Source organism: Rhodococcus sp. NPDC004095 (assembly GCF_053604015.1).
On record NZ_JBSGGS010000009.1, the window covers coordinates 1 to 12,232 of the forward strand.

A 12,232-nucleotide genomic window follows, 5' to 3' on the forward strand; every position below is an offset into this window, starting at 1 on the left:
ACCCACCCCATACAAATGATGGAGTGGAGTACCAAATAATTTGGCACTGACATTCATCGGCACACTGTTGAGTTCTCAAAGAACACGCACACACCTTCGCGTCCGAGATTATCTCGGCCTCTCCGGGGCAACTGTTCCAGCCTAACTGATTTCTCCCACCGGCGCAAACCGGTGAAGCAAGTTCCAGCAGGCTTGCCAGGCGCCTTCGTCCAACCTCGTGTCCCAGTCCCTCGCGGGCCGGGTCGGTGTCCGTGTCGCTCTGACTCGACAAAAGTTACGTGGCCGTGAACGGCATCGCAAATCCGCTGGTCACAGCACACCAGGGCGGGTGAAACCCCAGCTCACCGCCCGCAGCAGCCGCCCCAGGCGACAAATTACAACGATGTGACGCCGCACACGCAGCGCCGCGGCTCCTCGAGGGTCCCCGCCACGAGGACCTTGAACGGCGGAGGGCGCCGCCCCTCGCATGTGCGAGGCGACGACGCCCTCCGACCGGGACCGTCTCAGGCCGGCAACAGCTGGATGCCGGCGAAGTTGCGCTTCCCGCGACGGATGACGAGCCACTGACCGTGCAGCAGGTCGCCGGACTCGGGCGTCCAGTCCTCCGCGCCGACCTTGGCGTTGTTCACGTACGCGCCGCCCTCCTTGACCGCACGCTTCGCCGCGCCCTTGCTCTCGCACAGCCCGCTGGCGACCAGCAGATCGACGATCGCGGTCGGTTCACCGGGGCGCACCTGCGCCACCGACGCCTCGGTCAACGCGGCGGCGAGGGTCGACTCGTCGAGATCGCGCAGTTCGGCCTTCCCGAACAGTGCCTGGCTGGCGAGCTCGACGGCCGCGGTGTTCTCGGCCCCGTGCACCAGGGTGGTCATCTCGGCGGCGAGCCGGCGCTGGGCGACACGCGCCTGTGGCCGCTCGGCGACCTCGACCTCGAGCTCCGCGAGCTCGTCCTGACCGAGGAAGGTGAACCAGCGCAGGTAGCGGATGACGTCGGCGTCACCGGTGTTCACGAAGTACTGGTACCAGGCGTAGGGGCTGGTCATCTCCGGGTCGAGCCACAGGCTGCCGCCCCCGGTGGACTTGCCGAACTTCTTGCCGTCCGACGAGGTGACCAGCGGCACGGTCATCGCGTGCACCGACTCACCGTCCACGCGGCGGTTCAGCTCGACACCGGCGATGATGTTGCCCCACTGGTCGGAGCCACCGACCTGGAGCGTGCACCCGTGGTCCCGCCGCAGCTGCAGGTAGTCGTTGGCCTGCAGCAGCATGTAGCTGAACTCGGTGTAGGAGATGCCGTCCGATTCGAGGCGCCGCTTGACCGTCTCGCGAGCGAGCATGACGTTGACGGAGAAGTGCTTGCCGATGTCGCGCAGGAAGTCGATCGCGCTGAGCTTGCCGGTCCAGTTCATGTTGTTCTCGACGACTGCGGCGTTGTCGCCGTCGAACGAGACGAACCGTTCGAGCTGGGCGCGGATCCGCTGCGCCCAGTCCGCGACCGTGTCGGCGGAGTTCATCACCCGCTCGCCGACATCGCGGGGGTCGCCGATGAGCCCGGTGGCCCCGCCGGCGAGAACGATCGGCTTGTGCCCGGCCTGCTGGAACCGCTTGAGCGTCAGGAGCGGGACGAGGTGTCCTGCGTGCAGGCTCGGACCGGTCGGGTCGAAGCCGCAATAGAGGGTGACCGGACCGGCCTCGGCCTCACGACGCAGCGCGTCGATGTCCGTGGACTGCTGGATGAGTCCACGCCAGGTCAGTTCGTCAACAATGTTCTCGGTCGAGGCGATGTTCTCGGTCAGGGCGTTCTCAGTCACGGCTTCGATCATCCCGCACTCGGCGGCGCGGGCGCACGCGGGCTACGCCGGTAGGCGGAGACGGCGTTCGATGTGGGATCCCACAGACGCCACGGACGGTCGGCGGCGCGGCTGATTCCCACCCGCGGCCCGAATGCGATGGGCGTCGCGGGGCCGGGGTCGAGTCGAATCGGGGAGCCGCCGTCGAAGAGCGCGGACCCGTTGTCGCCCAGGGTTGTTCCGAGCGCCTGACCGAGATTGCCCGGACCGCGCGCCAATTCGCGTTGGCCGCGGTCGGGACCGCGACGGCGGCGCACCACGTCCTCCCCCGCGAGAATCTCCGCTGCCCGCAGCAGCACCGCACCCGCGGTCCCTTCCCCGGCGCAGCTGACGTTGAGGCAGAAGTGCAGTCCGTGGCTGAGATAGACGTAGAGCCGGCCCGCCGGGCCGTACATCACTGCGTTGCGTTCGGTGGGTCCCGGATAGGAGTGGGCGGCCGGGTCCGGCCACGGCCCGAGCGGGTCTCCCCCGTACGCCTCGACCTCGACGATCCGCAGGCGCACCGCACCGCACGACAGTGTCGATCCCAACACCAGTCGAGCCGCGGTGACCGGGTCGGCGACGGTGAGCGCGTCCTCGCTCAGTTCGGGCGACCGGGAGAGCACCATCATGCCCGCGATTGTGCCCCGGAGAGGCCGGATCGGAGCGCCGCAGCCCCGTTGACCTGGGGACCGGAGGGGTCTATAAAAGTCATCAGACGATGATTTCATCGCTCGATGAATTGGAGCACGAGATGCCCGGATCATCTTTCGCCGTTGCCATCGACAACCTCGTCGTCCGCCGCGGTGACGTCGAGGTGCTGCACGGCCTCGATCTGCGGATCCCGACCGGCAGCATCACCGGCCTTCTCGGACCCTCCGGCTGCGGTAAGACGACGTTGATGCGCGCCATCGTCGGCACCCAGATCGTCGAGTCCGGCACGGTCACCGTCCTCGGCGAGTCGGCGGGTTCGCCGCAACTGCGCCACCGCGTCGGTTACGTCACCCAGTCCCCCACCGTCTATCCCGACCTGTCGGTGCGGCAGAACATCGCCTACTTCGCGGCGCTGTACGGCCGTCCCGCACGCGCGGCGACCGACGTGATGGCGATGGTCGATCTGGCCGCGCAGGCCGATGTTCCCGCCGGGGAATTGTCCGGCGGTCAACTCGGACGGGTCTCCCTCGGTTGCGCGCTGGTCGGCGAACCGGAGTTGCTGATCCTCGACGAACCGACCGTCGGGCTGGATCCGGTGCTCCGTGCCGACCTGTGGGAACGATTCGCAGGCCTGGCCGCGAGCGGAACCACACTGCTGATCTCGAGTCACGTAATGGAGGAGGCCGAGCACTGCCATGACCTGCTGTTGCTCCGCGACGGACACCTGCTCGCACAGCTCAGCCCGGGGGCCCTGCTCGAACAGACCCGTGAGACCAACCTCGAACATGCCTTCCTGACCCTGATCCGCGAACGAGAAGTTCAGGAGCAGTCGTGAACGCCCCACTCATGACCCCTCGCATCTACGGGGCCGGCACCGCCCGCATCCTGCGGCAACTGCGCCGCGACCACCGCACCGTCGCGATGATCCTGCTGGTGCCGGCGCTGCTGATGACGCTGCTGTACTACCTGTACGTCAACGTGCCCACGCCCCCCGGCCAAGTGCCGCTGTTCGACCGGATCGCCATCACCATGCTCGGGATCCTGCCGTTCGTGGTGATGTTCCTGATCACGTCGATCGCGATGCAGCGCGAACGCAGTTCCGGCACCCTCGAACGCCTGCTGACGACCCCGATGTCGAAGCTGGACCTGCTCGGCGGCTACGGCACCGCGTTCTCCCTCGCCGCGGCGGCGCAGGCCCTCGTCGCCTGCCTGGTCACCTTCGGCTTTCTCGACCTGACCACGGAGGGAAGTGTCGGCTGGGTCGTGCTGATCGCGGTGGTCGACGCCGTACTCGGTGTCGCGCTGGGCCTGCTGTGCAGCGCATTCGCGCGCACCGAGTTCCAGGCGGTGCAGTTCATGCCGGTGATCGTGATCCCGCAGCTGTTCCTCTGCGGTCTGCTCGTGCCCCGCGACCAGCTCCCCGAATGGCTGCAGTGGGCGTCGAACGTGATGCCACTGAGCTACGCCGTCGAGGCACTGCAGCAGGTAGCCAAGCATCCCGGCGCCACGGCGACGATGTGGCGCGACATCGCCGTCGTGGTCGGGTTCGCGGTCGTCGCGCTGTGCCTGGCGGCGGCCACACTGCGTCGGCGGACGCCGTGACACCGCGGCGGAGCGCGTCGTGACCCGGCCGAGCGTCCGGATGGGGCGCCGGCCGGGCAGCCCCGACACCCGTGAGGACATCCTCGCGGCGGCCCGCCGCCGATTCTCCGAGACGGGGTTCGACAAGACATCGGTCCGCTCGATCGCGACCGCGGCAGGCGTCGACTCGGCGCTCGTGCACCACTACTTCGGTACCAAACGCGCGCTGTTTCTCGCGGCGATCGCGGTGCCGATCGATCCGAAGGTCGTGCTTGCCGGACTGCTCGACGCGCCTCGTGACGAACTGGGTGAGCGGTTCCTGCGCGCGGTGCTCGGCGTCTGGGAGTCCCCGCAGCGCGAGGGTCTGCTCGCGGCGCTCCGGTCGGCGATCTCCGGTGAGTCGGTCGGGCTGGTGCGCAGTTTCCTGACAGAGGTGGTGCTCGACGAGATCGGTCACCGGGTGGACGATCCTGCGGGGAGCGCGTCCCTGCGGGCCGGTCTGGTTGCGTCACAGATGGCGGGACTGATCGTCACTCGCTATCTGCTCCGACTCGATCCGCTGGCCACGATGGAACCCGAGCGGGTGGTGATGCTGGTCGCGCCGACGTTGCAGCGGTATCTCACCGGCGATCTCGCCGGGTCGAATGTGCCCGATCAGTCGGTGGATCCCGTTCCGCGCGTGATGTAGTCCTGGTGCTCGTCCTCGGTGACGTCGCGTGCCTCGTCGACGAGCAGCACCGGGATGCCGTCCTCGATCGGGTAGGCGCGACGCAGCCGCGGGTTGTAGAGCAGTGCGTCGTCGACCAGCAGGAGCGGGCCCTTGTCCTGCGGGCAGGCGATGATGCTCAGCAGGGTGGGATCGAGCGCCACGAAAGGTCCTCTCGCATCGGGTTGACGGGATCACCGGCCAGGCTACCCGCTAGCCGGTCGGTGCCCGACCACCGCGCTCCTGAAGGTCGGTGACCACCGCCTTCGTCAGTCGGCGGTAGCGGGTGTGCTCGGCGTCCCAGAACCAGGCCCGCACTCCCGGTTTCGGCAGGCCCGCCGCCCTCAGCTCGCCGCGCCGGGGTCGATACGAGTTGCTGATCGGGATCTCGGGGACGACGTGCACGAGGTCTGGGCACTGCCCCTCGTCGAGGCCGGCGAACGCGTCGGCCAGATGGGCCGCCGTCAGGGACGCCCCAGGGCGCAACGTCAGTGCGGTGACCGCCAGCTCCTCGTCGCCGACCCGCACACCGTAGGTGACGGCGAGGTCCACCTGGTCCAGGACGCCGAGCGCGTATCCGATCGGTTCCCCGTACACCGGGCCGCGCCGCGCGCAGACGACGGTGTTCCGGTCGTCCATGAGCCAGAAGTCACCGTCACCGTCGGTGCGGAACAGGTGCTCGGTGGGCACCCATGCGTCGCCGGCCGCGAACACTCCGCGCATCGCGCCGCCGATCGCCTCCGCGGACGTGGCCTGCCCCAGCAGGAGTCCCACCTCCCCGACCTCGCATTCGCGCACCAGTCCGTGATCGTCCTCGACGAACCGGCGCGTGACGGGGTCGTACGCGGCGATGCGGACCGCGGTGCTCCCGGGCAACGGACGCCCCTTCGACCCTGGCTTGGCGCCGGACACATTGGCGAGCACGACGGCGGCCTCGGTGGAGGCGTAGAACTCGAGCACGCGCGCGGGCGCGAACCGGTCCATCGTCCGCAGCCACAGTCCACGGGGCATTCCCGCACCGATGAACAGCCGGATCGGGTGCGAGGCGTCCAACGCGAAGTCGGGGCCGTCCACCAGTTCGCGCATCATCGTCCACGTGTACGCCACGACGGTGACCCCGTAGCGGTGCACCTCGGTCGCGAACCGCTCGGGGTCGAGACCCCGGGACAGTGCGATGCGCGCCCCACCGGCGATCGCCCCGCCGAGCGTCGCGAGCAGGACCGACGAATGATACAGCGGCGCAACAGAATAGACCGTGTCACCGTTGCCGAGATTCGCGGCGGTCGCTGTTCCGAAAGCGGACAGGGCCCAGCGATGGTTGGTGATGTACTTGGCCTCGACCTCGCCGCCGAACCGCCCGAACAGCACGAACGCCAGTTCGTTTGCGCGGCCGGGATTGGGCCGGTACCACGCCGGCATCGCGATGAGGTCCGGCTCGATCTGTTCGAGATCGACCGTCTCCGAGTCGGCTTCCAGATCGAGGACGCGGGATTCGCCACCACCGAGGACGAGCACCGGTGGCCCCAGCCGTTCCGCGGCACGCAGATGGTCGGGATCGGTGACGATCGTGGCGACCTTGCCGAGCCGCATCGCGTCGGCGAGGTCCTCGGTCGGGGGCAGCAGCACGCTGATCGCGCCGATCCTCGACAGCGCGGCGATCGCCACGAGTGCGCTGGGCCGGGTCTCCATCAGCACCCCGACCCGTGTGGACGGTCGCACCCCGGCCGCGATCAACCCCTTGACGACATTGTCGATCCGGGTGTTGACCGCACCGTTGGTGTACGCGCGGTCGTCGAACAGGAAGCACTCGCCGCGCGGGTTCTTCGCCCCTGCCTCGGCGAGCAGTTTGCCGAGCGAGATCGTGGTGTGCGGCTGCACCTGCCCGAGCCGGACCAGCCGCGGCAGCGCGCGGGCCGCCTCGGCGGTCAGTTCCCGGCTGCCGCGCACCGCGTGAACCGCCGCCTCCAGGGCCCCGCGCACGGCACCGACCCCCACCTCGGCGATCGAGGTACCGGTGTGCAGCAGCCGGTCCGCGACGGACACACCGGTCTCGTCGATCGGGAGGTCCTCCGCGGCCATCGGCACGATACCGGCCGGCTGCGGGTCCGTCCCGGTCCGCCACCGCACCCAGGCACCGGTCGTCGGCCAGGTGTGGTCGGCCGCCAACGATCCCACGACGAGGCCGAAATGACCTGCCCGCATGGTGGATTCGAATACCTCAGCCTTCGGCGCCGCTTTCCGGATACCCCGGACCGCGGTCGGCTGGCCGATGTCGTCCACCTCGCCGACGAATGCCAGGATCGGGCAGGTCACCTCGGCCAGGGAGACCGGTCGGTCACCGATCACGAAGCCACCGGACACCATCCGGTTGTGCACGACGAACTGTTTGAGCAGCTCCGCCACCGCCGGACCGGACCACGCCACCCAACCATCCGTGGCGAGGAAGCGTCGCTGCTGTTCACGCGGGAGGAGCGCCTCGCGGTCGTGCAGCTGCCGCAGGAAGTCGATCCGTGACTTGGCCGTCTTGACCGGGTCGAGGAGCTGGAACCCGGTGCGCGCCATCCAACCCGCGATCGAGAGACGGGTGAAGACGTGGTCGGCGAGGAAGTCGGCCGCCGGCGCGGCGATGTCGCCGGGGATCCCGAACGGCAGGGCCGCCAGGGTGTCGACCGGTGAACCGAAGGTGACGAGGGACGCGACGTGGCGGCACCGCCGGTACGCGGCGGCCTGGTAGGCGAACATGCCGCCCTGGGAGTACCCGGACAGGTGCACGTCCTGCCCGGTTTCCTTGTGTACGCGGTCGACGATCTCGCTGATCGCGACGATGTGGTCGGCGAGGGTGCGGTTCCAGCCGCCCTCCTCGGTGTCCGGGGAACCGAAGTCGACCACCCAAGGATCCAGCCCCATCGAGTGCAGGATGCCGACCGCGCCCTGGTCCTGGGTGACGTCGTACACGTCGGCCGACATCATCATCGGCGGGATGAGCAGAATCGGCGGACGGGGTGAATCGGCTTCGGTGACCTCGTCGGCGAAGTAGCGACGGAGCCGGTACATCGGCGCGCGGTCGACGACGGTGAACTCCGACGGCCGGGCCTCGGTCTCGAGGCCGCCCAGCCGGACGACCTCGAGACCGTTCTGCGCGGTCGCGACCACGCGGCGAACGGAACCGTTCAGAATCTCGGACCAACTCACTGCCGCGCCCCCAACCTTCCGCCGGTGTTCCGGCACAGTGTATTCGCGCGCGGCAGTGAGAATCCGTCAGTTTCCGATCAGGGCCTTCAATTGCCCCGCGGACTCCCGGACCCGATCCAGCTGGTGCGCCACCTGTACACCGGCGGTGCCACCGCGGGCGTTACGGGAGGCGATCGACCCCTGCACGGTGAGCACCTCGCGTACCGCCGGTGTCAGGGCCGGATCCACCGCGGCGAGCTCGGCGTCGGTGAGATCCTCGAGACCCACTCCGCGGGACTCGGCCGCCCGCACACACGCACCGGCCGCCTCGTGTGCGACCCGGAACGGAACACCCTGACGCACCATCCATTCCGCGATGTCGGTGGCGAGGGTGAACCCGGCCGGGGCCAGCTCGGCCATCCGGTCGGTGTGGAACTCGAGCGTCGAGACCAGCCCGGTGATCGCGGGCAACAACAGTTCCAGCTGGGCGACGGAGTCGAAGACCGGCTCCTTGTCCTCCTGCAGGTCCCGGTTGTACGCCAGTGGCTGCGCCTTGAGCGTGGCGAGCAGGCCCGTGAGGTTGCCGATCAGGCGCCCGGCCTTGCCGCGGGTGAGTTCCGAGACGTCCGGGTTCTTCTTCTGCGGCATGATCGACGACCCGGTCGACCAGGCATCGGCGAGCGTGATGTAGCCGAATTCCGGTGTGCTCCAGATGATGACCTCTTCGGCCATCCGGGACAGGTCGACCGCGATCATCGCGAACACGAACGCCGCCTCGGCCGCGAAGTCCCGCGAGGACGTGGCGTCGATCGAGTTGTCCGCCGCGGAGTCGAACTCCAGCTCCGCCGCGATGGCGTCCGGGTTCAGGCCGAGCGAGGACCCGGCCAGCGCGCCGGACCCGTACGGCGACACCGCGGCCCGCTTGTCGAAGTCCACCAGCCGCTGCACGTCCCGCAGCAGCGGGTGGGCGTGTGCGAGCAGGTGGTGCGCGAGCAGGACGGGCTGCGCGGCCTGCAGATGCGTCTTGCCGGGCATCACCGCCGCCGGATGCGCCGCCGCCTGGGTGGCGAGGGCGTCGACAACGTCGAGCACACCGGCAGCGACTCGGCGGACCGCGTCGCGCAGCCACATCCGGAACAACGTGGCCACCTGGTCGTTGCGCGAGCGGCCGGCGCGCAGCCGGCCACCGACCTCGGGTCCGACCCGCTCGATCAGGCCGCGCTCGAGGGCACCGTGGACGTCCTCGTCGGAGTCGGCGGGCACGAAGGCACCGCTCGCGACGTCGGCCCCGAGCCGGTCGAGACCGTCCAGCATGGTCGCCAGGTCGGCGTCACCGAGCAGTCCCGCGGCGTGCAGCACCTTGGCGTGCGCCTTGGAGGCACGCACGTCGTAGGGCGCGAGCACCCAGTCGAAGTGGGTGGACTTGCTCAGCGCCGCCATGGCGGCGGCCGGTCCGGACTCGAACCGGCCGCCCCACAGGGCACCTTCGTTGGTGCCGTGCGCCTGGACGCCTCCGGCATCGTGCTCGGTCATCGTTACAGGCCCAGGTCGCGCTTCGCGGCGACCTTGGAGGACAGGCCGTGGATGTTGACGAAGCCCTTCGCGTACGACTGGTCGAACGAGTCGCCCTCGTCGTAGGTCGCGAGGTTGAAGTCGTACAGCGACTGCGGGCTGCGCCGGCCGTTGACGGTGATCGCGCCGCCGTGCAGGAACAGGCGGATGTCGCCGGTGACCTTCTCCTGGGTCTTGAGCACGAAGGTGTCCAGCGCCTCCTTCAGCGGCGAGAACCACAGGCCGTCGTAGACCAGCTCGGACCAGCGCTGCTCCATCTGCCGCTTGTAGCGACCGAGCTCGCGCTCGAGGGTGACGTGCTCGAGTTCCTGGTGCGCGGTGATGAGCACCATCGCGCCGGGGGCCTCGTAGATCTCGCGGCTCTTGATGCCGACGAGGCGGTCCTCGACCACGTCGAGGCGGCCGACGCCCTGCGCACCGGCGCGCTTGTTGAGCTCCTGGACCGCTTCGAGCACGGTGACGGGCTTGCCGTCGATCGCGACCGGCTTGCCTGCCTCGAAGCTGATGATCAGCTCATCGGGGGCGTTCCAGTTGATGGTCGGGTCCTGGGTGTAGTCGTAGACGTCCTTGGTCGGGGCGTTCCACAGGTCCTCGAGGAATCCGGTCTCGACGGCGCGGCCCCACACGTTCTGGTCGATCGAGAACGGCGAACGCTTGGTGACGTTGATCGGGATCTGGTTCTCCTCGGCGAAGGCGATGGCCTTCTCCCGGGTCCAGGCGTAGTCACGAACCGGGGCGATGACCTCGAGGTCGGGGGCGAGGGCGCCGAAGCCGACCTCGAACCGCACCTGGTCGTTGCCCTTGCCGGTGCAGCCGTGCGAGACGACGGTGCCTCCGTGCTCGCGCGCGGCCTTGACGATGTGCTTGACGATCAGCGGCCGGCTGATCGCCGAGACCAGCGGGTAGCGGTCCATGTACAGGGCGTTGGCCTGGATGGTGGGCAGGCAGTACTCGTCGGCGAACTCGTCCTTGGCGTCGATCACGACGGCCTCGACGGCGCCGCAGTCGAGGGCACGCTGACGCACGACCTCCATGTCCTCGCCACCCTGGCCGAGGTCGATGGCAACGGCGACGACCTCTTTGCCGGTCTCCTTGCCGATCCAGCTGATGGCCACGGAGGTGTCCAGCCCGCCCGAGTAGGCGAGTACGACGCGTTCAGCCATGGTCTGTGTGCTCCTTTTGGGGTTGTATCTTCTCGAGATTCTTCAGTTGTGCCGATCGCATGCCGACCGGACCCGGCGCAAATGCCAGGTCAGGCCAGTTTTTCGATCATGTCGGCGAGCTGCGCGCCCGTCAGGGGTTCACGGGCCACCACAAGAATGGTGTCATCCCCGGCAATGGTTCCCACAACCTCGGGCAGAGACGCGCGATCCAGCGCGCTGGCGAGGTAGTGCGCGGCACCCGGCGGGGTGCGCAACACCGCGAGGTTCCCGCTCGCGTCGGTGGACACCAGCAACTCCCCCAGCAGCCGCGACAGCCGGTCGGTGCCGCCGGAGACGCCGCGCACCGGGCTGCCGTCCTCGGGCACGACGTACACGCCGGCGCCCCCGTCGGCGGCCCGCAGTTTCACCGCACCGAGTTCCTCGAGGTCCCGCGACAGCGTCGCGTGCGAGACCTCGATGCCCTCGGCGGCGAGCAGCGCGGCGAGTTCCGGCTGGCTGCGGACCTCGTGCACCGCCAGTAGGGCGGTGATCCGGGCCTGCCTCCCGGCCCGTGTCTGCGCGACCGCGAGCGACTTCGACGGCGGTGCCGTCACGCCCCTCGGCTGGGTGGCGGTCACGACTGTGCCCGGTCCTGATGCTCCAGCAGCCACACCAGCAGCGCCTTCTGTGCGTGCAGGCGGTTCTCGGCCTCGTCCCACACCACCGACTGCGGGCCGTCGAGCACCTCGTCGGTGATCTCCTCCCCGCGGTGCGCGGGCAGGCAGTGCAGCACCACCGCGTCCGGCGCCGCCTTCGCGAGCAGCGCCGCGTTGATCTGGAACGGCCGGAACGGTCCGACCCGGTCGAGGCCGTCGTTCTCCTGGCCCATCGAGGTCCAGGTGTCGGTGACGAGCGCGTCGGCGCCGGCAACAGCGGCCTGGGGGTCGTCGGTGACGGTGATGGTGGCACCGGTCTCGGCGGCCCGCGCGCGGGCGGCGTCGAGCACCCAGGGCAACGGCGCGAAGCCCGCCGGGGCGGCGATGGTGACGTCGATGCCCGCGGTGACGCCGCCGAGCATCAGCGAGTGCGCCATGTTGTTGGCGCCGTCACCGAGGTACGTCAGCTTCAGCCCCTTCAGCTCGCCCTTGCGCTCGCGCAGGGTCTGCAGGTCCGCGAGGACCTGGCAGGGGTGGAACTCGTCGGAGAGTGCATTGACGATCGGGACCGTCGCACCACTGACCATCTGCTCGAGCCGCTTCTGCCCGAAGGTCCGCCACACGACGGCGTCGACGTAGCGCGAGAGCACCCGGCCGGTGTCCTGCAGCGTCTCCTCCCGGCCGAGCTGGGTGCTCCGCCCGTCCACGACCACGGCGTGCCCGCCGAGTTGGGAAATGCCCACCTCGAACGAGAACCGGGTGCGGGTGGAGTTCTTCTCGAAGATCACCCCGACCGCGCGGGGCCCGGCCAGGGTCTGCTTGGCGAACGGATCCTTCTTCAGTACGGCGGCGAGCTCGAGCACCTCGGCCTGCTGAGCCGGGGTGAGGTCGTCGTCCCTCAAATAGTGCTTCACCGGCATG

At 69.1% G+C, this 12,232-nt stretch carries 11 protein-coding genes; 3 read left to right on the top strand and 8 right to left on the bottom strand.

The features are described 5' to 3' along the window. Positions 1–503: 503 nt before the first annotated feature. Both tyrS and ACWEPG_RS18015 read right to left on the bottom strand, forming a co-directional pair. Positions 504–1,823, bottom strand: coding sequence for a tyrosine--tRNA ligase (gene tyrS / locus ACWEPG_RS18010; protein ID WP_450116388.1), 1,320 nt, complete (start codon positions 1,821–1,823; stop codon positions 504–506). Beyond that, positions 1,820–2,461, bottom strand: a complete 642-nt coding sequence (locus tag ACWEPG_RS18015) for a DNA-3-methyladenine glycosylase (protein ID WP_450116389.1) — start codon at positions 2,459–2,461, stop codon at positions 1,820–1,822. Before ACWEPG_RS18015 ends, tyrS begins: the two co-directional genes overlap by 4 nt. 122 nt (positions 2,462–2,583) lie before the next feature. Between ACWEPG_RS18015 and ACWEPG_RS18020 the strand changes: the two genes are divergently transcribed. From ACWEPG_RS18020 to ACWEPG_RS18030, 3 genes are read left to right on the top strand one after another with little or no spacing between them, the layout of a single operon-like run. Beyond that, positions 2,584–3,318, top strand: coding sequence for an ABC transporter ATP-binding protein (locus ACWEPG_RS18020; protein ID WP_450116390.1), 735 nt, complete (start codon positions 2,584–2,586; stop codon positions 3,316–3,318). An 11-nt stretch (positions 3,319–3,329) separates the two neighbouring features. Beyond that, positions 3,330–4,085 (top strand): ABC transporter permease, encoded by a 756-nt coding sequence (locus tag ACWEPG_RS18025; protein ID WP_450116426.1) that lies wholly within the window; start codon positions 3,330–3,332, stop codon positions 4,083–4,085. 40 nt (positions 4,086–4,125) lie between these two features. Next, complete coding sequence (locus ACWEPG_RS18030; RefSeq protein ID WP_450116427.1) at positions 4,126–4,752, top strand: TetR/AcrR family transcriptional regulator; 627 nt, start codon at positions 4,126–4,128, stop codon at positions 4,750–4,752. On the opposite strand, the gene ACWEPG_RS18035 is transcribed toward ACWEPG_RS18030, so the two are convergent. The 6 genes from ACWEPG_RS18035 to argF form a co-directional block, all read right to left on the bottom strand. Continuing rightward, positions 4,719–4,934, bottom strand: coding sequence for a Trm112 family protein (locus ACWEPG_RS18035; protein ID WP_450116391.1), 216 nt, complete (start codon positions 4,932–4,934; stop codon positions 4,719–4,721). The two genes, ACWEPG_RS18030 and ACWEPG_RS18035, sit on opposite strands and share 34 nt — an antisense overlap. A gap of 49 nt (positions 4,935–4,983) precedes the next feature. Then, a complete protein-coding gene (locus tag ACWEPG_RS18040) occupies positions 4,984–7,962 on the bottom strand; it encodes an AMP-binding protein (RefSeq protein ID WP_450116392.1) in 2,979 nt (992 codons plus the stop codon). Between the two features lie 66 nt (positions 7,963–8,028). Beyond that, the gene (gene argH / locus ACWEPG_RS18045; RefSeq protein WP_450116393.1) at positions 8,029–9,474 is read right to left on the bottom strand and encodes an argininosuccinate lyase; all 1,446 of its coding nucleotides are present in this window, start codon (positions 9,472–9,474) and stop codon (positions 8,029–8,031) included. Positions 9,475–9,476: 2 nt separating this feature from the next. Beyond that, a complete protein-coding gene (locus ACWEPG_RS18050; protein WP_450116394.1) occupies positions 9,477–10,676 on the bottom strand; it encodes an argininosuccinate synthase in 1,200 nt (399 codons plus the stop codon). Between the two features lie 89 nt (positions 10,677–10,765). Next, positions 10,766–11,293 carry an arginine repressor gene (locus tag ACWEPG_RS18055; protein WP_450116395.1) on the bottom strand — a complete coding sequence of 176 codons (528 nt, stop codon included), beginning with the start codon at positions 11,291–11,293 and terminating at the stop codon, positions 10,766–10,768. Then, positions 11,290–12,231, bottom strand: a complete 942-nt coding sequence (argF, locus tag ACWEPG_RS18060) for an ornithine carbamoyltransferase (protein ID WP_450116396.1) — start codon at positions 12,229–12,231, stop codon at positions 11,290–11,292. The genes ACWEPG_RS18055 and argF overlap by 4 nt, the downstream gene beginning before the upstream one ends. Position 12,232 lies beyond the last annotated feature (1 nt).

What these genes read in the sequence shown, in the direction of transcription:
- ACWEPG_RS18030 (WP_450116427.1), top strand. Translation starts at nt 4,126, where the DNA reads ATGGGGCGCCGGCCGGGCAGCCCCGACACCCGTGAGGACATCCTCGCG.
- argH (WP_450116393.1), bottom strand. Translation starts at nt 9,474, where the DNA reads ATGACCGAGCACGATGCCGGAGGCGTCCAGGCGCACGGCACCAACGAA.
- ACWEPG_RS18020 (WP_450116390.1), top strand. Translation starts at nt 2,584, where the DNA reads ATGCCCGGATCATCTTTCGCCGTTGCCATCGACAACCTCGTCGTCCGC.
- tyrS (WP_450116388.1), bottom strand. Translation starts at nt 1,823, where the DNA reads ATGATCGAAGCCGTGACTGAGAACGCCCTGACCGAGAACATCGCCTCG.
- ACWEPG_RS18015 (WP_450116389.1), bottom strand. Translation starts at nt 2,461, where the DNA reads ATGATGGTGCTCTCCCGGTCGCCCGAACTGAGCGAGGACGCGCTCACC.
- ACWEPG_RS18050 (WP_450116394.1), bottom strand. Translation starts at nt 10,676, where the DNA reads ATGGCTGAACGCGTCGTACTCGCCTACTCGGGCGGGCTGGACACCTCC.
- argF (WP_450116396.1), bottom strand. Translation starts at nt 12,231, where the DNA reads ATGCCGGTGAAGCACTATTTGAGGGACGACGACCTCACCCCGGCTCAG.
- ACWEPG_RS18025 (WP_450116426.1), top strand. Translation starts at nt 3,330, where the DNA reads ATGACCCCTCGCATCTACGGGGCCGGCACCGCCCGCATCCTGCGGCAA.